General features: G+C 43.2%; 18 protein-coding genes. 11 read left to right on the top strand and 7 right to left on the bottom strand.

What is annotated here, in order from left to right:
* Window positions 1–150 precede the first annotated feature (150 nt).
* Window positions 151–1,791 (bottom strand): siroheme synthase CysG, encoded by a 1,641-nt coding sequence (gene cysG / locus QO187_RS02840; RefSeq protein ID WP_371547088.1) that lies wholly within the window; start codon window positions 1,789–1,791, stop codon window positions 151–153.
* A 246-nt stretch (window positions 1,792–2,037) separates the two neighbouring features.
* Here cysG and QO187_RS02835 point away from each other — a divergent pair, with 246 nt between their 5' ends.
* On the top strand, window positions 2,038–3,006 hold the full coding sequence (locus QO187_RS02835; protein WP_102093561.1) for a WG repeat-containing protein: 969 nt from the start codon (window positions 2,038–2,040) through the stop codon (window positions 3,004–3,006).
* A gap of 73 nt (window positions 3,007–3,079) precedes the next feature.
* Here the strand turns inward: QO187_RS02835 and QO187_RS02830 are convergent, their stop codons facing one another.
* Genes QO187_RS02830 through QO187_RS02820 form a run of 3 tightly spaced genes read right to left on the bottom strand, consistent with a single transcriptional unit; the run spans window position 3,080 to window position 6,045 of the window.
* The gene (locus QO187_RS02830) at window positions 3,080–3,718 is read right to left on the bottom strand and encodes a phosphoadenosine phosphosulfate reductase family protein (RefSeq protein ID WP_058025150.1); all 639 of its coding nucleotides are present in this window, start codon (window positions 3,716–3,718) and stop codon (window positions 3,080–3,082) included.
* Between the two features lie 58 nt (window positions 3,719–3,776).
* Window positions 3,777–4,367, bottom strand: coding sequence for a DUF934 domain-containing protein (locus tag QO187_RS02825; protein ID WP_102093563.1), 591 nt, complete (start codon window positions 4,365–4,367; stop codon window positions 3,777–3,779).
* Window positions 4,360–6,045, bottom strand: coding sequence for a nitrite/sulfite reductase (locus QO187_RS02820; protein WP_102093565.1), 1,686 nt, complete (start codon window positions 6,043–6,045; stop codon window positions 4,360–4,362). Before QO187_RS02820 ends, QO187_RS02825 begins: the two co-directional genes overlap by 8 nt.
* 343 nt (window positions 6,046–6,388) lie before the next feature.
* Between QO187_RS02820 and sat the strand changes: the two genes are divergently transcribed.
* Window positions 6,389–7,651, top strand: a complete 1,263-nt coding sequence (sat, locus tag QO187_RS02815; protein ID WP_371547084.1) for a sulfate adenylyltransferase — start codon at window positions 6,389–6,391, stop codon at window positions 7,649–7,651.
* Window positions 7,652–7,787: 136 nt separating this feature from the next.
* On the opposite strand, the gene QO187_RS02810 is transcribed toward sat, so the two are convergent.
* Window positions 7,788–8,327 (bottom strand): hypothetical protein, encoded by a 540-nt coding sequence (locus QO187_RS02810; protein ID WP_371547081.1) that lies wholly within the window; start codon window positions 8,325–8,327, stop codon window positions 7,788–7,790.
* Between the two features lie 495 nt (window positions 8,328–8,822).
* Between QO187_RS02810 and QO187_RS02805 the strand changes: the two genes are divergently transcribed.
* The 5 genes from QO187_RS02805 to QO187_RS02785 all read left to right on the top strand — a co-directional run bounded on the left by QO187_RS02805 (window position 8,823) and on the right by QO187_RS02785 (window position 14,099).
* Entirely contained in the window at window positions 8,823–9,860 is a 1,038-nt protein-coding gene (locus QO187_RS02805) for a sulfate ABC transporter substrate-binding protein (RefSeq protein WP_371547185.1), read from the top strand.
* 268 nt (window positions 9,861–10,128) lie between these two features.
* Window positions 10,129–11,220 carry a sulfate ABC transporter substrate-binding protein gene (locus QO187_RS02800; protein ID WP_102093604.1) on the top strand — a complete coding sequence of 364 codons (1,092 nt, stop codon included), beginning with the start codon at window positions 10,129–10,131 and terminating at the stop codon, window positions 11,218–11,220.
* 223 nt (window positions 11,221–11,443) lie between these two features.
* The gene (gene cysT, locus QO187_RS02795) at window positions 11,444–12,328 is read left to right on the top strand and encodes a sulfate ABC transporter permease subunit CysT (protein WP_102093572.1); all 885 of its coding nucleotides are present in this window, start codon (window positions 11,444–11,446) and stop codon (window positions 12,326–12,328) included.
* Window position 12,329: 1 nt separating this feature from the next.
* Entirely contained in the window at window positions 12,330–13,280 is a 951-nt protein-coding gene (gene cysW / locus QO187_RS02790) for a sulfate ABC transporter permease subunit CysW (protein ID WP_102093573.1), read from the top strand.
* Window positions 13,281–13,376: 96 nt separating this feature from the next.
* Window positions 13,377–14,099: a sulfate/molybdate ABC transporter ATP-binding protein gene (locus QO187_RS02785; RefSeq protein WP_082624600.1), complete on the top strand. Its 723-nt coding sequence runs from the start codon at window positions 13,377–13,379 to the stop codon at window positions 14,097–14,099.
* A 165-nt stretch (window positions 14,100–14,264) separates the two neighbouring features.
* Here QO187_RS02785 and QO187_RS02780 read toward each other — a convergent pair whose 3' ends face one another.
* Window positions 14,265–14,594, bottom strand: coding sequence for a helix-turn-helix transcriptional regulator (locus QO187_RS02780; protein ID WP_102093575.1), 330 nt, complete (start codon window positions 14,592–14,594; stop codon window positions 14,265–14,267).
* 389 nt (window positions 14,595–14,983) lie between these two features.
* Here QO187_RS02780 and QO187_RS02775 point away from each other — a divergent pair, with 389 nt between their 5' ends.
* From QO187_RS02775 to bfr (QO187_RS02765), 3 genes are all read left to right on the top strand, one after another.
* A complete protein-coding gene (locus QO187_RS02775; protein WP_102093577.1) occupies window positions 14,984–15,175 on the top strand; it encodes a bacterioferritin-associated ferredoxin in 192 nt (63 codons plus the stop codon).
* Window positions 15,176–15,557: 382 nt separating this feature from the next.
* The gene (bfr, locus tag QO187_RS02770; protein WP_057760257.1) at window positions 15,558–16,046 is read left to right on the top strand and encodes a bacterioferritin; all 489 of its coding nucleotides are present in this window, start codon (window positions 15,558–15,560) and stop codon (window positions 16,044–16,046) included.
* Between the two features lie 68 nt (window positions 16,047–16,114).
* A complete protein-coding gene (gene bfr, locus QO187_RS02765) occupies window positions 16,115–16,594 on the top strand; it encodes a bacterioferritin (RefSeq protein WP_057760255.1) in 480 nt (159 codons plus the stop codon).
* Between the two features lie 183 nt (window positions 16,595–16,777).
* Here the strand turns inward: bfr (QO187_RS02765) and QO187_RS02760 are convergent, their stop codons facing one another.
* A complete protein-coding gene (locus QO187_RS02760) occupies window positions 16,778–18,154 on the bottom strand; it encodes a DHA2 family efflux MFS transporter permease subunit (protein WP_102093578.1) in 1,377 nt (458 codons plus the stop codon).
* Window positions 18,155–18,496: 342 nt separating this feature from the next.
* On the opposite strand from QO187_RS02760, the gene yghU reads away from it, so the two are divergent.
* Window positions 18,497–19,318, top strand: coding sequence for a glutathione-dependent disulfide-bond oxidoreductase (yghU, locus tag QO187_RS02755; protein WP_102093580.1), 822 nt, complete (start codon window positions 18,497–18,499; stop codon window positions 19,316–19,318).
* Window positions 19,319–19,392: the final 74 nt, after the last annotated feature.

Below are 19,392 nucleotides of genomic sequence, written 5' to 3'. Positions count from 1 at the left end.
TTGGCTTATCATTAAACGTCAGAACATTAATTAGGTAGCTTCCATTCTAGCAAGAATCGTTGAGATTTTCTCTGTTGCCAAAAGAAAACCCTACCAATAGATAATTGACAGGGTCGCTTTGCGGTACAGGTAATAATAAAACACAGAAGATTAATCGATGATGAGCTGCTCTAGATCGTCCCCTAAATTTGTCGCAAGATTTGCAATCATCGATAGCGCATGAGCTTGTTGATCTATGGGCTGTTTGATTGCTTCACCTCTTGAGCCTTCACGCAACCAATTTTTAGCTATATCATCGCTGTTTTGACTGTGCTGCTGATTTTGTAAATTATACCAAGCCAAATCATGATGCAAGCTGACCACGTCGCCCATGATGAGAAGGGCAGGCGTTGGCAATTGTGCTTGTTCTTGTTTGGCAACAATCGTTGCAAGCGTACCTGTCAATACTTGCTGATTGGACATACTCGCATTAGAGACGATAGCAATCGGCGTCTCGCTACTACGACCAGCGTCAACCAAGCCTTCAGTCAAACGTGCCAGCGAGTGCAGACCCATATAAAATACGACCGTCTCATCAGTATTTAAGAAACTCTTAAAGTTACTGTTAGGTGCACCAGCTTTCAAAAATCCTGTCACAAAACGCACTGATTGTGAATGGTCACGGTGAGTGAGCGGAATGCCTGCATAGCTAGCAGCGGCATTGGCTGCAGTGATACCCGGTACGACTTGATATGGCACATTATGTGCCCGCAGGCTTTCGATCTCTTCGCCGCCACGACCAAAGATAAATGGATCGCCACCTTTTAGGCGCACGACGCGGCGGCCTTGTTTGGCATGATTGACGAGTAGCTCATTGATGCCTAATTGCGCAACCGTATGATTGCTGCGTTTTTTACCGACGAATACTTTGTCAGCATCACGGCGGCATAAGTCTAAGACCTGCGGTGAGACTAAAGCATCATAAAACACCACGTCCGCTTGTTGCATTAGACGCAGTGCTTTAAAGGTTAAAAGTTCTGGATCACCAGGGCCTGCGCCCACAATGTAGACTTCACCAACGGCTGGTAAGCTTTTTTCTGACTCATCCGGTGCGACGTTCTTGATGGCATCTGACTCTCTAACCGAGTCTGTATCGTCGCTTTTCTTACTGATAGCAGCGGCAGTACTATCCAAATCAGCTTGCAGTTGTGCAGTCGCTTCAGTTTCATTACCGGCGAACATTAGCTGACTGACTTGGCCTTCAAATGCGCGCTCCCAAAACTGACGACGACCTGTAAGCGTGGGTATTTTGGCTTTTACCTCACTGCGGAATTCACCTGCCAGCTTAGCTAATTTTCCGTAGCCTTGCGGGATTAATGTCTCAAGGCGTGCCCGTAATAGACGTGCCAATACTGGCGCTTTACCATTTGATGAGATACCAATCACAATGGGATTGCGATCGATAATGGCTGGAAAGATAAAGTCACATAAATGCGGGGTATCGACCACATTGACTGGAATGTTTAGCTCAGTCGCATCTGCATGAATTTGGTGGTTCAGCGTCTCATCGTCAGTCGCGGCAATGATTACCCGTGCGCCTGACATATAGGTTTTATTATAGTTCTCATAGATAAATTCATGTTTGCTGTCAGTGAGTAAGGCTTGTAGCTCGTGGCTGATATCGGGTGCAAGTATAGTGATACAGGCGCCTGCACGGCTGAGCAAGTCCGCTTTACGCAGTGCCACTTCGCCGCCGCCCACGATAAGCACTTTACGGTCTTCTAATTTAAAAAATAGCGGGAAGGTGTTCATAATGTCACCATATATTTAATTGTTTATTATAAAAGGTAGAAAAGATATAAGGAATGTCGCCATTATGAGGTATCACAGGCACACTCTCACCTAGTGAATTGGCATTAGTATATTCGTTTTTGTCATGTTAATGATGGTTTTTTGTGAGAAAGGGAATAGATTTTATGAGATATGATAGGCGTACTAGAGGTTTAGAAGGGCATAATTTTATATTTTTTAATTCAGAACAATTATGAAGGCATCATAATGAGTCAAAACAATACGTTTAATAGACTAAAAAAATCAAGTACTGTCTTTTTCGGACTTATTTTAGGGTTGCTAGTTAGTTCAGATGTACTAGCAGAATGCGCGTTGGCTGAAGGTTATAAGTTACCAAATGGGGTTGTATTTGATGAACACTGTGAGTTTGATGGTGAACTCGCGCCCGTAATAAAAGGTAGTAAGTATGGATTCATCGATAAGCAAGGTGTGATAAAAATACCAACACAGTATGACTTTCCAATTGCTTTTGTAGAAGGTCTAGCAAGTGTTCATAAGGACAACTTATCCGGATACATTAATATGCAGGGTGAAGTTGTTATACCTCTCAAATACAGCCTTACTTATCCATTTGAAGATGGTTTAGCTGTGGTTGTGGTAGATAATAGAAGAGGAGTCATTGATAAACAGGGACAGATAATTATTCCGATAATGTACGATGATTTAATGGGTTTTAATGAGGGTTTATCTGCAGTTGAGAACGAAGGGAAGTATGGATACATTGATATTAATAATAAGTTAGTTATTCCTTATGAATATGATTCTACTATTTCCTTTACAGAAGGCCTAGCAGCGGTTGAAAAAAATGAAAAGTTCGGATTTATAGATAGGCTAAATAATATCGTGATACCCATTGAATATTATAGTGTGACTTGGTTTTCAGGTGGTTTAGCCGTCGTTAATAATGATGATAAGTTTATGATCATTAATAGGTCGAATCAAGTAGTCAAAGAGCTAGACTATGCAATGGTCTTCCCCTTCATTAACGGATTAGCACTTGTCTATGATAACGGTAAGCATGGATTTATTGACAAAAATGGTGATGTAGCAATTGAATTAGACTATGATGACATTCCATTTATTGATCCTTTTAAAGATGGTACCGCCTATGTCAAAAAAGATGGTGAATGGTTCTACATTAATAGACAAGGTAAACGTGTAGAAAAAAAGTTTTAAGTCCAATGAAAAACTGAAAAAAGCCCTCTCTTAAATTAAAGAAAGGGCTTTTTTCATTCAGAAAACACTAAAATTACAACTGCGTGTGCAGACCGCACTCACGGCTTTCTTCTACTTTAGTTGGATCAAAGTAGTCATGCTCGTTTGGCAAGTTGTGCTCATCTAAGTATACATCCAAATCTGCATCGGTTTTTTCAAACAATGGCGCTACTTTCAATACGCCATCTTTTGATAAGCTAAGTACATCAAGCCCTTGACGGAATTCTGTTTGGTCTTTACGAATCGCGTTAAACCATACGTCAGGCTTTAGCTCAGCAAGGGCGCGGCGGAATGGCTCAAGTTTCACTTGTTCAGTGAACTCGCCATGTTGCGGGTTGTCAATGCCTGGGATACCATTCATGGTTGAATCACGGTGTGCAGCGGTTTGTTTTGGGATATAAGTCACAACGTTGAGATCAAGATCACGAATCAATTTGTTGGCAAATTGATAGGTCGCATCGGTGTTATAGCCTGAATCTACCCACAATACCGTGATGTCAGGGCGCTGCTTGGCAACCAAATGCAAGATCGCTGACTCATAAGGACGGAAGTTGGTGGTGATGATTGGGTTTTTGGCTTGCGTCAATGCCCACTCAACGATTTGCTCAGGTGATTTACCTTGCAAATCTTGGTTTGCTTGGTCGATATCTAGGTTTGGGTGTAATTGGCTCATAATACATTCCTTAATAATTGTTAATATAAAAATAGCGATTTGATAGTGAATAATAAAATCAGTTTTTTGAGAACATCGGTAATGCTGAAGCGTCTCGACCATCATAGCTACTGGCTAGGGCAGTGAAGGCTTGGCTAATATCAGATTTAGCATCATGCTCATTGAGTACAAAGCTGGTCGCACCAGCGCGCAGCAAATAAGCGATTTGATCACGACCAAACGCGCCTGCCATGCGAATATCACCTTCATAACCAAGCTGACGCAGGGTCTGTGCAAAACTAAAACCGCGACCATCCACAAAACTTGGGACATGAATGACGATCAAGTCTTGCGTCAATAAAAATTCTTTTACATCAGTCAGATCATCAGCATCGGTGTTGGATGTGATCCACACACCCAATCGGCTGCTGTGCTGCTTGAGGATATCCAATACTTGCTCTAGCAAACCGTTTGCCAGTTTTCCATCAGCATTTAATAAATCTGCTAATGGGACAAGTACATCAACTTTTTCTTGTTTGTGTAACAGCTCAAGCAAGGTCAGGTTTGATAACGCGATACCGTCAGGCAGCTGCGCTGTCGCTAGCGCTTGCCAAGTATCTTCGCCACTGATGTCTGCGCCATGGCTATCAAGCACATGATGATTAGCCATAGACCTTCTCCTTAAAGGGGGCGATACCAACGCGGTCAATCACGTCACCAAAACCCTCAACATCTTGTTCGTTAGTGCCGCGTATATCGAGATACACATCTAAAATGGTTTGTAGCGTGCTGGCCACATCATCCGCTGGCACCGCTTTTCCTAAGATTTTGCCCAATTTGGCGTCATTACTAGAGTTACCGCCAAGGCTAATCTGATACCAGTGCTCGCCTTTTTTGTCCACACCCAAGATGCCGATATCACCTGTGTGATGATGGGCGCAAGCATTCATGCAGCCTGACATGTTTAGGCGAATATCACCAAGATCATACAAGTAATCTAAATCATCAAACTGCTTTTCGATTTGCTCAGCGATATTGTGCGTAGTCGCATTGGCCAGTGAGCAATAATCCCAACCTGGGCAGACAATCATGTCGGTTAAGGTATTGATATTGGCGCGTGCTAAATGCAAATCTGATAGCTGCTGCCACAATTCATAAAGCTCATTGGTTTGCACATCAGCGAATACCAGATTTTGCTGATACGTACCGCGCAATTCACCAAAGCTATAACGATCAGACAAATCGGCAAGCGCATCCATTTGCGCATCACTCAAGTCACCTGATGGCACATAACGACCGTCCACCAGTCCGGCTTTTAAAGAGATCACTACCGCACGGTAACCGTCCACCTTATGTGCCACGGTGTTTTGCTTATACCAATCAGCGAAATCTTTATTGTCTGCCAATTGTGCTTGTAACTCTGATTGTACTGCGAGCGCATCAAATGACTGATAATCAGGCATGCTAAAGTAGCTAGCAGCGGTGTCAAAATTCTCTTCAGTCAAGGTAAGCGGGCCATCTTTAGTATGTGCTTCCCACTCAGCCTCCACCAATTTGCCAAACTGATCGCCGCCTAAGCTATCAACCAAAATTTTAATACGGGCTTTGTACTTGTTATCACGGCGACCATGCAAGTTATAAACGCGCAAAACCGCATCAAGATAACTGAGTAAATGCTCGCGCGGTAAGAACTTGCGAATCGTTTTGCCGATAATAGGGGTACGCCCGAGGCCACCACCAACGATCACTTCAAAGCCAAGCTCGCCTGCGTCATTGGTAACGACGTGCAGACCCACATCATGGACTTGCGTCGCAGCTCGATCCGCTTCGGTACCGATGACTGCAATTTTAAATTTACGTGGTAAAAAGGCAAACTCAGGGTGGAAGGTTGACCACTGACGGATAATCTCACAATAAGGGCGTGGGTCAGCAATTTCTTCTTTATGGATACCCGCATAAGGATCCGTTGTCGTATTACGGATACAGTTACCTGAGGTTTGGATGGCATGCATCTGTACTGTCGCAAGCTCAGCCAAAATGTCTGGCACTTCTTCTAGTTTTGGCCAGTTCAGCTGAATATTGGTACGGGTGGTCATGTGCCCATAGCCTTTATCATACTTACGGGTAATCTCGGCCAATTTGCGTAGCTGATAGCTGGCAAGCAAGCCGTAAGGAATGGCGATACGGAGCATAGGCGCATAACGCTGGATATACAAGCCGTTTTGCAATCGCAGTGGTAAGTACTGCTCCTCGGCAAGCTCACCTGCCAAAAACCGCTCGGTTTGGTCGCGAAATTGGGCAACTCGTTCCTCTACCAAAGTCTGGTCAGCGTAATTATATTGATACATGACGTAATCTCAGTTTTGTTTTTAATCTTAAAATCAGCGACGAAAATGATTTGCGTGTGTAATAGGTTTTATTGCCGTTCGCAATGTAAATAATTCAGCTATACATCATATAAGCTTGTAGCCAGAAACATAAATTCCTTTCAGACATATCCATATCCAAACACAGCATAAATTTTCATAACGAAAGTTAGGTAGCCTATGCGTATCAAATTTAATGCCCAGTCGCTAGTACGCTACTTATTATCTAGCGACGGCTTTCTTCTCAGTTTTGTACATTTAATCGCTTTTGCATTTTTGCTCATCTCTTCCAACCATTCTTTTTATAAGAGGTTTTAATAACTATATGTCTCAAACTCAAAGCCAAACCCAATCACAATTCAAATCAAAGCTGGTTCCACCACATGGTAGTGCAGAGCTTAAGCCACTATTATTAAACGGTGCAGCACGTGATCAAGCATTAGAGCTTGCCAGCACATTGCCGACCATCACTCTAAGCTCACGTGAGCGTGGTGATTTAATCATGTTCGGTATTGGTGGTTTTACTCCGTTAAATGGTTTTATGAATCAAGCGGACTGGCAGGGCGTGGTAGACAACATGCGTCTGCAAAGCGGTGAAAACGCTGGCTTGTTTTGGCCAATTCCTATCACTTTGTCTGCGCCAAAAGAAACTGCGGATAATTTGAGTCAAGGCGACAAAGTAGCCTTGGTCGCTCAAGATGGCGAAGTCATGGGTATCTTGACGGTAGAAGAGACTTATACCATCGATAAAGAACATGAGTGTCAGCAAGTATTCACGACCACGGATTCAGAGCATCCGGGCGTACAGCAAGTATTGAGCCAAGAAGCCATCAATATTGCCGGTAGCGTTGAAGTATTAAGCGAAGGTGAGTTCCCAGCACTATATCCAGAAATCTACAAAACGCCAGCAGAAACACGCGCAATTTTGGATGCTAAAGGCTGGAAAACAGTGGCGGCATTCCAGACGCGCAACCCAATGCACCGCTCACATGAGTATCTGGCCAAGATTGCGATTGAAATCTGTGATGGTGTACTGATTCATTCATTATTAGGCGCATTGAAACCTGGCGACATCCCAGCAGAAGTTCGTCAAGAAGCCATCAAAACCTTGATCGACAACTACTTTAGACAAGATACCGTTATACAAGCAGGCTATCCGTTGGATATGCGCTATGCTGGCCCACGTGAGGCATTATTACATGCGCTATTCCGTCAAAACTATGGCTGTAGCCATCTGATTGTCGGTCGTGACCATGCGGGTGTCGGCGATTACTACGGTGCGTTTGATGCGCAAACTATTTTTGAACACGTTGGTAAAGATGATCTTATCACCCAACCGCTCAAAATTGGCTGGACGTTCTGGTGTAATGCTTGTAATGCGATGGCTTCTGATAAGACTTGCCCACATGACGCGTCTGAGCACGTTAAAGTGTCAGGTACTAAGCTGCGTAAAGCACTATCAGAAGACGAAGATGTACCAGAAAACTTTAGCCGTCCAGAAGTACTACAAATTTTGCGTGACTACTATGCTGGTATCGCAAAAGAAGAGCGTACTGAAGTTAAATTAACGGGTGCATCTGCGGTATAAGGGCAGATCATCAGTATAAAAAACTTGTACTAAGCCAGTCGTAAAAAAGGTGTCAGACTTATTGTCTGGCACCTTTTTGTTTTTATCACTACTTTTGAAATGAAAAACACGCCTTAACTCATGTTAGCGCTGTCTATTAAATCTCCAAATTTGTTGCCAGCTTTTTATATTCTCCAGCAAGCGAGCCGCCACCTGAGCAAAAATAGTTCAGTGCATACTTATCTGGGCTGTCGATGATGAGGGAGTCGTCTTTAAATTGGAAAAAAGCAGTGCTGCCATTTACCTTTGCCTGGAAAATCGTACCGTGAGCAGTATCTTGCCCCATGAGTGTTGCCTTACCATCGAAGTGACAAGTAGGTTTTTTGATATCGCTGCGTGAGCGAACTTTAATGTCAATCTGTCGATCACCATCTGCTCGTACCATCACGCCAACCCAATCATAGCCTTGTGCTCGTTTGTCGTAGTCGGCAGTAGCGTAATCCGCTGAAACCTTGTTTGTTGAAACTTTATCTATTGGAAATCTGTCTGCTGAGACATTGTCACCCAAATCATTATTTTGAATAGCTGGCAAAGCAGATGTTGTACTGGCAACTGATTTGACCTTGCTGTGGCTATCGCTGTTCACAGTGGGCGACATACTATTACAGCCTGTTAAAGCAGCTAGGGTAGCGGTCATTATTATTAGCCCTACAATAGAACGAAATTGATGGTATGAAGTATTCATATAAGGGCCTTTTCAAGTAGGAGGGTAAGGTTTACATAGTAGCGGGATAATAAAAATATCATTAATACAGCAAACTTTATGACGTACAAATAATGGTACAGCCTACCCAAATCATAGTCTACTTAATAAACCTGCCAGCAGTTATTTACCTCGTTTTATGCTTGATGCTGTAAAACGATTGCTAGCCCCACTTATGCCAACTTCACTAGTCGATAAGCTAATTCGTCACTAAGCGTTTGCTATTTATGCTGCTAGCATAGCTTGCATCATCCCGACAACCGAACTCAAAAGATTGTAGGCCCTGTGATGATGGTCAAGATTTTGACAAACGCTTCTAATACTTTTATCGAGAGCATCATGCAAAAAAAATTCAAACAAATCAGCATTGCTAGCATCCAGTCAATAAACTATAAACAGACGACAGCGCGTGTACTTGCCACCAGCGGTATGCTTGCAGCAGCGATAATGATGACAGGCTGCAGTCCAACAGAAGCGACGCAAGATGACGCGCCAAATAATGCCAGTGGCGAGACGCAAGATGTCAATCTACTCAACGTTTCCTATGATGTGTCGCGCGACTTTTATAAAGACTACAACATTTTATTCAGTACCGACTATCAGAAGACTCACCCAAATAGCAAAGTAAATATCAATCAGTCACATGGCGGCTCTAGTAAGCAGGCGCTTTCTGTTGCCAACGGTTTGCAAGCGGATGTGGTGACCTTTAACCAAGAGAGCGATATGAATCTGTTGGTGGAGAAAGGCTTGGTCGCTGCTGACTGGCAACAAGCACTACCAAATAATGCCGTGCCGTACACCAGCACTATGGTGCTACTGGTTCGCGCCGGTAATCCAAAAAATATCAAAGATTGGTCAGATTTGGCACGTAATGATGTCGATGTGGTCATCCCGAACCCGAAAACCAGTGGCACGGCGCGTTATGCCTTCTTGGGTGCCTATGGTTATGGTTTGCACCAATTCAAAGAAAGCAGTAATGAAAACCCTGTAAAAACCAATGACTTTATCAAAAAGCTGCTGGCAAACGTGGTCACTTATGACAATGGGGCGCGCGCTGCAACGACCAGCTTTACTCAGCGTGGCCTAGGTGATGTGCTGCTCACGACCGAAAACGAAGCACATTTAACTGCCCAGCAATTTGCAAAGGGTAACGTTGATATCGTATACCCGAGCTATTCGATTGTGATTGCCAACCCAGTAGCAGTCGTAACGGCAGTGACTGAAAAATCTGGTAAGACGGAAGCAGCCAGTGCTTATCTGAAAGGTTTATGGGACAAACCTGCCCAAGAGCTCATGGCAAAAATGTACATGCGTCCAAGTGATGAGAAAATCCTAGCTGCTCATAAAGACACCTTGCCTGATATTGAAACGTTTGAACCTGTGGCTGTGTTTGGCTCATGGGCAGAGATTATGGATGCTTTCTTTGTAGATGGTGGCCGTTTTGATCAGCTGGCAACCACGAAGTAGTCGTTAATTCTCAGTTTATATAGCTATCTATCTTAGCTGCTTTCAATAAAACGCGGACAAGGTAGATAGGGCACATGCCAGTATTAAAACCATCAATAAACAAACAGTCAGTTATACATATAGATTCTTTTAACAACTTATTGATATGTCTAGCTTTGTTTACTGGTTATTCCCTTTTGGCAATAACATACGCATATTCATCATTAAACATAATAAGATGGCGCTGTTAGCATACTTGCATTACACAACAGACATCTTTGAGGTATTTATGACAGACGTAGCTCGTTATCAACAGAAAAGTAAAACTCTTAGTGCCTTGAGTATTGCTGGCGTTGCTTTGACTCTTGGTCTAGCTGGCTGTAGCAACAGTGAGACTACTGAGGCCGCAGCTGATGGTTCAGCAACGACAGAAGGGCAAAATATCGAGCTACTTAATGTCTCATACGATGTGGCACGTGATTTCTACAAAGACTATAACCCGTTGTTTGTTGAGCACTACAAAGCTGAAAATCCAGACAGCAATATTCTAATCAAACAGTCACACGGCGGCTCAAGTAAGCAAGCATTGTCTGTTGCCAACGGTCTACAAGCCGATGTTGCCACCATGAACCAAGGGTCTGATATTGAGCTGCTTGAGAAAAAAGGCTTGGTTGAGTCAGATTGGGAAAGCAAATTCCCAGACAACGCAGTGCCATTTACCAGCACGATCGTATTTTTGGTACGTAAAGATAATCCAAAAAATATCAAAGACTGGGAAGACTTGACCAAAGACGGTGTTGAGATTGTCATGGCCAATCCAAAGGTGACGGGTAACGGTCGTTACGCGTTCTTAGGTGCATACGGTTATGGTCTACATGCTTTTAATAAAGATGAAACAAAAGCTAAAGGCTACGTAAAAGACATGCTAAAAAATGTCAAAGTCTATGAAAACGGCGGACGTGCCGCGACAACGACTTTCGTACAGCGCGGTATTGGTGATGTATTGGTTACTTTTGAAAACGAAGCCAACCTTGCAGCGACTGATTTTGGCGCAGGTCAAGTAGACATCGTTTATCCAAAATACTCAATTAAATCAGAAAGCCCTGTAGCAGTTGTGAAGACGGTAACAGATAAAAAAGGCACTACAGACGCTGCCAAAGCGTACCTTGATTACTTATGGAGTGAGCCTGCTCAGCAGCTAGCGGCCAATCTATATCTACGTCCTAGCGTTAAGAGCGTTCTTGACAAAAACGGTGACAAATTACCGCCAGTTGAGACTTTCCGCCCGAATGATGCCTTTGGTACGTGGGATGAGATCATGAGCACTTACTTCAGCGATGGCGGTGTGTTTGACCAATTGGCAATTAACGCGCCTCAGTAATCACTTGCTAAGTACTTAGAGCAGCTACTGCGCTAACCGCTGGAACGGATTAACTCAATTATTCGTACAGTCAGTCATGAAGCACCCCATAAAGGACATGGTCGTACGCACTATGTCCTTTATATCATAAGCCGACCAATAATAATTTTGATAACAATGGTAATAATGGTCTTACAGTGAGCACCCTCGCTAAGTACCATCAGTTAGGCAATAGGACATCACTATGAGTGCAACATCTTCTTCTGCCAGTAAGCCCGGCAATAAAAAAGGTTGGCTGACCCGTTTGCGTCAGCGCAATGTGCTACCCGGGTTCGGTCTGAGCATGGGTATTACTGTCTTTAGCTTGTCGTTATTGGTGGTACTACCGTTTGCCATGATGGCCTATACCACAACGCAGATGGGTTGGACGGGCTTTTGGGAAACCATTACCCAGCCACAAGTCACTGCCGCTATTAAGCTGAGCTTATGGATGTCGTTTTTGGCGATGCTGACCAATATGGTATTTGGGACGTTGGTCGCATGGGTACTTGTCCGCTATGATTTTTGGGGTAAGTCACTGATTAATGCCTTAGTTGATTTGCCATTTGCCTTACCAACGGCCGTTACAGGTATCTCGCTTGCCACTTTATATGCGCCTAATGGCTTGATCGGTCAATGGTTTGCCAAGTTCGATATTCAGGTCGCTTTTACGCCAATAGGTATTTGGCTGGCTTTAGTTGTGGTTAGTTTCCCCTTTATTGTCCGTGCGGTACAGCCTGTACTTGCTGAGCTGTCAGTAGAGTTTGAAGAAGCCGCAGCCGTATTGGGTGCCAATCGTTTGACGACTTTTCGTAAAGTGATTTTGCCGGAGTTATTGCCAGCCTTGCTGATGGGTGCAGGTATGATGTTTGCCCGCGCCACTGGCGAGTATGGCTCGGTTATCTTTATCGCGGGCAATATTCCGATGCAGTCTGAGATTTTACCGCTTATCATTATCAGTAAACTTGAGCAGTTTGATATTCAAGGTGCTTCTGCGGTTGCATTATTTATGCTACTCATATCATTTGTCATCCTGCTGACCATTAATATCATGCAGTGGAAACTGTCGCGCCGTGTAGGAGCTCGCTAATATGCAAATATCTAATAGCTATGACTACCAAAGCAACGCTGCGACTAAAGATACGCCATGGATACGTCGCACCTTTATTGCCATTGCAGTGCTATTCATGATTGTCATGTTGGTTATTCCATTACTGGCTGTGTTTTATGAAGCCTTTAAAAATGGTTGGCAGTTGTATATTGCTTCATTAGTAGACCCTGAAGCTTTGCAAGCCATCAAGCTGACGCTTATTACGGCAGGAATTGTTTTACCGATTAATATGGTAATGGGCATTGCAATTGCATGGTTGGTCACGCGCTATCAGTTTAAAGGTAAGCAGCTGGTCACCACTTTGCTAGATTTGCCATTTTCGGTATCGCCAGTGGTTGCAGGTTTGATGTTTGTGCTGCTGTTTGGACTGAACTCTACTATCGGCGGTTGGCTTGAGAGTATGGGTTTTCAGGTCATATATGCGGTGCCTGGTATTATTTTGGCAACGTTGTTTGTGACCTTTCCTTTTGTTGCACGTGAGCTGATTCCATTGATGCAGACTCAAGGCGACTCTGAAGAGCAAGCAGCGTTAACATTAGGCGCGACTGGTTGGCAGACGTTTTGGCATGTGACACTGCCTAATATCAAATGGGCGCTGCTATATGGTTTGATTCTGACCAATGCCCGCGCGATGGGTGAGTTTGGTGCGGTCAGCGTGGTATCTGGTCACATTCGCGGCGAGACCAACACCATGCCGCTATTGGTTGAGATTGCCTATAACGATTATAACTTTACCGCTGCGTTTGCCTTATCGAGCATATTGGCTGCATTGGCCTTAGTGACGCTACTGATTCAGCAAGTCATGACCAAGATACAAGAGCGTAAATTTGCCAAGTCTGAGCGGCTCGCCAGCGCACCTGAACTGCCAGTGAGTGCTAATGCCACTGCCGCTACTGAATCGACGAGTGCGGACAGTACTGGCAAGGTATAACTGCCATTATCTGATAAATGATGTTAATACTACGGATGCAGTCGCTACTCAGCTACTTGCCACGATACGACAAAAGATATAATAAGAGATACGATTATGAGCATTGAGATTCGCAACGTTAATAAAAAATTCGGCAATTTTACGGCTTTAGACAATATCAATATCACGGTGCCGACTGGCAAATTGACGACGTTACTAGGTCCATCAGGCTGCGGTAAGACTACCTTGCTACGTATTATCGCGGGTCTGGAATATGCTGACTCTGGACAGGTATTGTTTGATGAGCTAGATGTGACCAATACCCCAGTCCAAAAGCGCCATATTGGCTTTATGTTTCAGCATTATGCGCTGTTTCGCCATAAGAACATCGCGGACAATGTGGCGTTTGGATTGACCTTGTTGCCAAAAAACGAACGCCCGAGCAAAGCTGATATTAATAAGCGTGTGGCAGAGCTCTTAGACCTCGTGCAGCTACCACAAGTTGCCAATGCTTATCCGCATCAGCTATCAGGTGGTCAGCGCCAGCGCATAGCGCTAGCACGTGCACTTGCTGTCAAACCGAAGCTGTTGCTACTAGATGAGCCGTTTGGTGCACTAGATGCCAAAGTCCGTAAAGAACTGCGTACATGGTTAAAGAACATCCACCACGAGCTTGGTATCACCAGTATCATGGTAACGCATGATCAAGAAGAAGCACGTGCGGTATCAGATGAGATCGTTGTGATGAATCAGGGCCGAGTAGAGCAGGTAGGCACGTCAGAGGAGTTGATACACCAGCCAGCCAACGCCTTTATCAGCGATTTCTTAGATCTTGTATAAGTATTTGACCTAGCGCAATTTAAGTCAAATTATCAATAGTTGAGCAAAAAAAAGACCTACGAAAGTAGGTCTTTTTTGGTCTGGAGCATTGCCGCAGATTTATGGTCTCAAGCGCTTTTTATAAAGCGCAGTCAAAGAGCTAAAAATCTAAGCGGACAATAGTATCTAAGCAAGATCCGATGCATCTCTACTAGTGCCGCTAGGAGTGATTTGCTCGTAGGTGATGTCTAAGATATCTTGACACCAATCTGGTAAATCATCAGCGACCTCATACCACATCCAAGTACCATCACGCACACAGCTCAAAATACCCAATTTTTTCAAATGGTTTAGGTGGCGTGATATTGTTGGTTGTGGCTGGTCAAGCATATCTACCAAATCACCCACGCAACGTGCTTCTTTTTTAAAAAGAATTTGAAATATTTTTAGACGTGTCGGATCAGATAGGACTTTGAATAAATCGATAGGTCGTATCGTAAAATTATTATCAGACATAGGAGAATTCCAATGGGCTTCGTTAATAGGGGTTCAATATAACAGCAGTTATCTACAAAATCGATTAAAAAATAAGCAAATTTACAGTTCATCGTCAATTCACTACCTTTGACAATATTCGGTTACACGCACACTTATATCCGCTTACATAAATGAAATGCCTGTAATACAAGGATACTGTCTCAACGAATAAATATATCGAATGTGATTGAAAATGATAATAATTATCGTTATTATACTGCAAGGGATAAACGTGATTTCAACAACTAATTTTTAATTGCTAGAAAACAGTAAATTATCCGTTTATCAACGACACTTATCACAAAGGTTTTCTATATAAGTGTCGTATGCCGTCATTATCGAATAGTGGTATTTCGAGGAGCCAATCCATGTACGTATGTATCTGTAACAACGTAAAAGAAAAGCAAATCAAAGCAGCTATTGCTGCAGGTGTTGATACGCTCGATGGTCTAAAAGATACGCTCGACGTGGCAACGTGCTGTGGCTGCTGTGAGCCGATGGTCAATGACTACCTAAACGAACATCATGCAAAACTCGATAATCTAGCATACGCCGTTTAAACACTGTTAATCACACATTCTCATTATTTAGTGCAATAAAATCTAACACGATAAATTATATTCAGTATTTTGCATCTAGCTCTATTTATTATACATAAGGAGCAGTGTGCAAGCGTCCATATAACTTCAGTCATACACCAACACGAACTATATGAAATAGTTTCATGCCAGTTGTAGCTAATTATGATTCTCAATTAGCATCTTATTCTTAGTTCATAACGTTACACCCTATACTGCGCCTGTATGCTACTATATTTACCTGAGATTAGAAGCCATTTTATTGATTTTGATTTTTACTGGTCAGTTTGCCAATTATGCTATCCTTATATAATAAATTGTGGATGTATGGTGATCGGTAAAAATAAATAGGGGAGTACGCGTTATGATAGGTAGCCAGAAAGTCATTGATTATTTGAATTTCTTACTAGGTGGTGAGCTTGCTGCCCGTGACCAATATTTTATCCATTCAGAGATGTATGCTGAGTGGCACTATGGCAAGTTGTACGATCGTATCCATCATGAAATGGAAGACGAAACGCTACACGCACAGAATATCATTCGCCGTATCTTGATGTTGAGTGGCACGCCAAAGATGTCGGTCGATGCTATCCATATTGGTGCGACTGTCCCTGAGATGTTGCAGTTTGACCTAGATTTAGAGTACCAAGTACAAAAGCATCTAAAAGAAGGCATCGCACTTTGCGAAGCAGAGCATGACTATGTCACGCGTGAGATGTTGGTTGAGCAGTTGAAAGATACCGAAGAAGATCATGCGCATTGGCTTGAGCAGCAGCTCCGTCTCATCGACATGATTGGTCTACCGAATTACCTACAAAGCCAAATGGCTGAAGTCACTCCTAATATTGTCTGATATCATCCTACATATAAGTAGCATTCACAGTATTTAGCATAAATAACAGAGATTAAGGGAGAAAGGTAATGACAGGGGATAAAGAAGTTATTCGCGCGTTAAACAAAGTACTTGGGCAGTCATTGATTGCCATCAACCAGTATTTTTTGCATGCACGTATTGCACGTCATTGGGGTCTAGAGGCGCTTAATGACTCATTATATAAGCAATCTATTGCTGAGATGAAATGGTCAGACGACCTAATCGCTCGTATTTTATTGCTAGGCGGTTTGCCAAACTTGCAGGAACTGGGCAAGGTCTTGGTCGGTGAAGATGTACCAGAAATCATTGAGTGCAATTTACGTCTTGAGAGACAAAAATTTGATATTATTACTGATGCCGTCACCTTATGTGAAACAAAGTCTGACTATGTCTCCCGCCAGCTATTAGTCACGCTAAAAGATGGCAATGAAGAGTATGAAGACTGGTTAGAAACGCAGCAAGACTTGATAGAAAGTATTGGTGTAGAACGCTACATCCAATCGCAAATGAGTGATGATGACGCATAATAGTATTTGCTATTAATGTAAGTCATAATAAAAAAAGCCAGTATGAGATTGATAATCCAATCGCATGCTGGCTTTTTTCTGTCTATAGATAAGCTATTTTTAACGTTTCGGATATATAGAATAGAGACTTGCCGTACGTAAAATCTCACTCAATAGAAAGCTTATCTCGATTGAAGACACACCCTAGTATAAACCGCGGCCATCCTCAGGTTTTAGACGTAAAAAATACAGCCCCGAGAGAATGGTCAAAATGCCCAATATCCAATAAGTGGTTTGGAACGCTACTAACGTATCCATCTGTAGACGCTCACGTAATAGATTCAACACAGCAGCACCGAACGCAATACCAAAGCTAATCGCCAACTGCTGATTGACCGCCATTAAGCTATTACCGCTACTAGTCTGTGTGCCCTGTAAATCGCCAATAGTAATCGTATTCATCGCACTGAACTGCATGGAGTTACAGGCACCCATGATGGTCAGGATGGGTATAAACCATAGCCACTGCGAGGCATCATTAAACTGCGCTAGCACAATGATAAGCGAACCCATAAACAAGGTATTATAGACCAGTACTTTACGGTAGCTAAACCGCTGAATAATCTTGCTAACCCAAGGTTTGATACCTATAGCACCCACCGCAATCGGGGCAAGCAACCAACCTGCCTGCGAAGGTGAGTACTCAAACACCACTTGGAGTAACAAGGGCAGCAAAAATGGCACGGCACTGATACCAAGCCGCGTAAACAAATTGCCTGTAATACCGATTCGAAAGGTACGAATATCAAACAAGCTGAGTGGAAACAGGGGAGCTGCTCGCCGTTTGGCATGCCAGATGTACGCACCGATCAATAGACTTGCGCCTAACCCGAGTAATAGCCCATAAACCCCGCGACCAGTCTGTGAACCAAACTCGACAGCGAGAGTGAATCCGCAAGCAGCGGCGGCAAACAATACAAACCCTGTCCAGTCAAGGCGCTTGGTATCTTCAAATAGCGCTGGAACCAGTTTTTTGCCCATGATAAAACCTGCCACACCCATCGGTATATTGATCAAAAATATCCAATGCCAGCTGGCATATTGCACGATATAGCCGCCCAATACTGGACCGACTAATGGTGCAACCAATGCAGGTATTACAGCAAAATTCATCACAGTGAGCAGCTTATTGCGCGGATAAGACTTAACCAATATCAAACGAGCGACAGGCGTCATCATCGCGCCACCAATACCTTGAACGATGCGTGAGCCAATCAAAAAATCTAGTGTGGGTGAGGCCGCGCACAGTAATGAGCCAACACAAAAAATGATGACCGCCGATAAAAATACGCGGCGTGTGCCATATTTATCCGCTAAAAAACCACTAATAGGGATAAAAATCGCTAAGGTTAATGCATAGCTGATGACGGCCCATTGCATTTTTAGTGGTGACTCACCCAGTGCCTGCGCCATTTGTGGCAATGAGGTATTCAAAATAGTAGCGTCTAAAATTTGCATAAATAACGCTACCGCTAGTACATAAGGCAGGTATTTCTCTTGAGTTGGGGTGAGCGTTACCATGTGAATCCCATTGAACGTCTCGTTATGAAGTAAGAAAATAGCGGATTTGCGAGCAGATCACTATGCAAGCTGAGTAGTATAAGAAAGCCTAGCTCATAATAAAAGTGACTCAAAGTAACTGATATAAGATAACTTATATAAGAGCAACGATGCGAAGGGTAGCTAATAAAAAGGCAAAGAGGCGAAATATGACAAGAAATTCGATGCGTGCTAATAGCTCCTCTCTATTTACTTTGGCAGTAGAAACACAACATTGATTACAAGAGAGGACTTTAAAGTCGTTACGAGTTCTCGTTATAGTAAACCTTCACGGCAGTCATAAATACAAACCGAGGATAAATTATGAGTCAAGATAATAATAAATACGTACCACCAAAAGTTTGGACACAAGATAAAGACAACGGCGGCAAGTTTGCTAGTATTAATAGTCCAACGTCTGGAGCTCGCTATGATAAAGAGCTGCCTGTTGGCAATGCTCCGTTACAGCTGTACTCGTTAAATACGCCAAATGGTGTCAAGGTAAACATACTATTAGAAGAGCTGGCAGAGCTTGGCATTGACGGAGCAGCATATGATGCCTATAAAATCGATATTTCTAAAGGTGAGCAGTTTGGCTCAGGGTTCGTAGAGATAAACCCTAATTCAAAGATTCCAGCCTTGGTCGATCATTCTACTGATACAGCAGAGGGGCCGATAGCACTCTTTGAGTCGGGTGCTATCTTAATGTATCTAGCAGAAAAGTTTGATAAGTTCCTACCACTGGCTACTGGCAAAGCGCGAGCAGATTGTTTGTCTTGGATTATGTGGCAAATGGGTAGCGCGCCTTTCTTAGGTGGCGGCTTTGGACACTTTTATGCGTATGCGCCTGAACCTCTAGAGTACCCAATCAACCGCTATACGATGGAAACCAAGCGTCAGCTCGATGTATTAGATACGCATTTAAAAGATAATGAGTACCTGTGCGGCAATGATGAATCTGATTACAACATTGCGGATATGATTGTCTGGTCTTGGTATGGTCAGTTGGCACTAGGTAAGCTCTATGACGCGGCAGAATTTTTACAAGTAGAAGACTATAAACACTTGCAGCGTTGGGCTAAGAAAATCGCTGAACGTCCTGCGGTTAAACGTGCAGTAGCGCTAGAGCTAAAACCAATCGACTAAACTAAGTACTCAATACAGTTTAGATCTAACAGTACATTTTAAGCATAAATAAACCTTAAACACAGCAGCAAGGC

It is taken from the genome of Psychrobacter sp. Arc9, from assembly GCF_041431295.1.
GTDB lineage: Bacteria > Pseudomonadota > Gammaproteobacteria > Pseudomonadales > Moraxellaceae > Psychrobacter.
This window is presented reverse-complemented; position numbering and strand designations above follow the sequence as displayed.

Coding starts and splice junctions, on each gene's coding strand:
- QO187_RS02760 (WP_102093578.1), bottom strand. CDS start 18,154: ATGGTAACGCTCACCCCAACTCAAGAGAAATACCTGCCTTATGTACTA.
- QO187_RS02780 (WP_102093575.1), bottom strand. CDS start 14,594: ATGTCTGATAATAATTTTACGATACGACCTATCGATTTATTCAAAGTC.
- QO187_RS02785 (WP_082624600.1), top strand. CDS start 13,377: ATGAGCATTGAGATTCGCAACGTTAATAAAAAATTCGGCAATTTTACG.
- cysW (WP_102093573.1), top strand. CDS start 12,330: ATGCAAATATCTAATAGCTATGACTACCAAAGCAACGCTGCGACTAAA.
- cysT (WP_102093572.1), top strand. CDS start 11,444: ATGAGTGCAACATCTTCTTCTGCCAGTAAGCCCGGCAATAAAAAAGGT.
- yghU (WP_102093580.1), top strand. CDS start 18,497: ATGAGTCAAGATAATAATAAATACGTACCACCAAAAGTTTGGACACAA.
- bfr (WP_057760257.1), top strand. CDS start 15,558: ATGATAGGTAGCCAGAAAGTCATTGATTATTTGAATTTCTTACTAGGT.
- QO187_RS02800 (WP_102093604.1), top strand. CDS start 10,129: ATGACAGACGTAGCTCGTTATCAACAGAAAAGTAAAACTCTTAGTGCC.
- QO187_RS02825 (WP_102093563.1), bottom strand. CDS start 4,367: ATGGCTAATCATCATGTGCTTGATAGCCATGGCGCAGACATCAGTGGC.
- sat (WP_371547084.1), top strand. CDS start 6,389: ATGTCTCAAACTCAAAGCCAAACCCAATCACAATTCAAATCAAAGCTG.
- QO187_RS02835 (WP_102093561.1), top strand. CDS start 2,038: ATGAGTCAAAACAATACGTTTAATAGACTAAAAAAATCAAGTACTGTC.
- QO187_RS02775 (WP_102093577.1), top strand. CDS start 14,984: ATGTACGTATGTATCTGTAACAACGTAAAAGAAAAGCAAATCAAAGCA.
- cysG (WP_371547088.1), bottom strand. CDS start 1,791: ATGAACACCTTCCCGCTATTTTTTAAATTAGAAGACCGTAAAGTGCTT.
- QO187_RS02830 (WP_058025150.1), bottom strand. CDS start 3,718: ATGAGCCAATTACACCCAAACCTAGATATCGACCAAGCAAACCAAGAT.
- QO187_RS02805 (WP_371547185.1), top strand. CDS start 8,823: ATGCTTGCAGCAGCGATAATGATGACAGGCTGCAGTCCAACAGAAGCG.
- QO187_RS02810 (WP_371547081.1), bottom strand. CDS start 8,327: ATGACCGCTACCCTAGCTGCTTTAACAGGCTGTAATAGTATGTCGCCC.
- bfr (WP_057760255.1), top strand. CDS start 16,115: ATGACAGGGGATAAAGAAGTTATTCGCGCGTTAAACAAAGTACTTGGG.
- QO187_RS02820 (WP_102093565.1), bottom strand. CDS start 6,045: ATGTATCAATATAATTACGCTGACCAGACTTTGGTAGAGGAACGAGTT.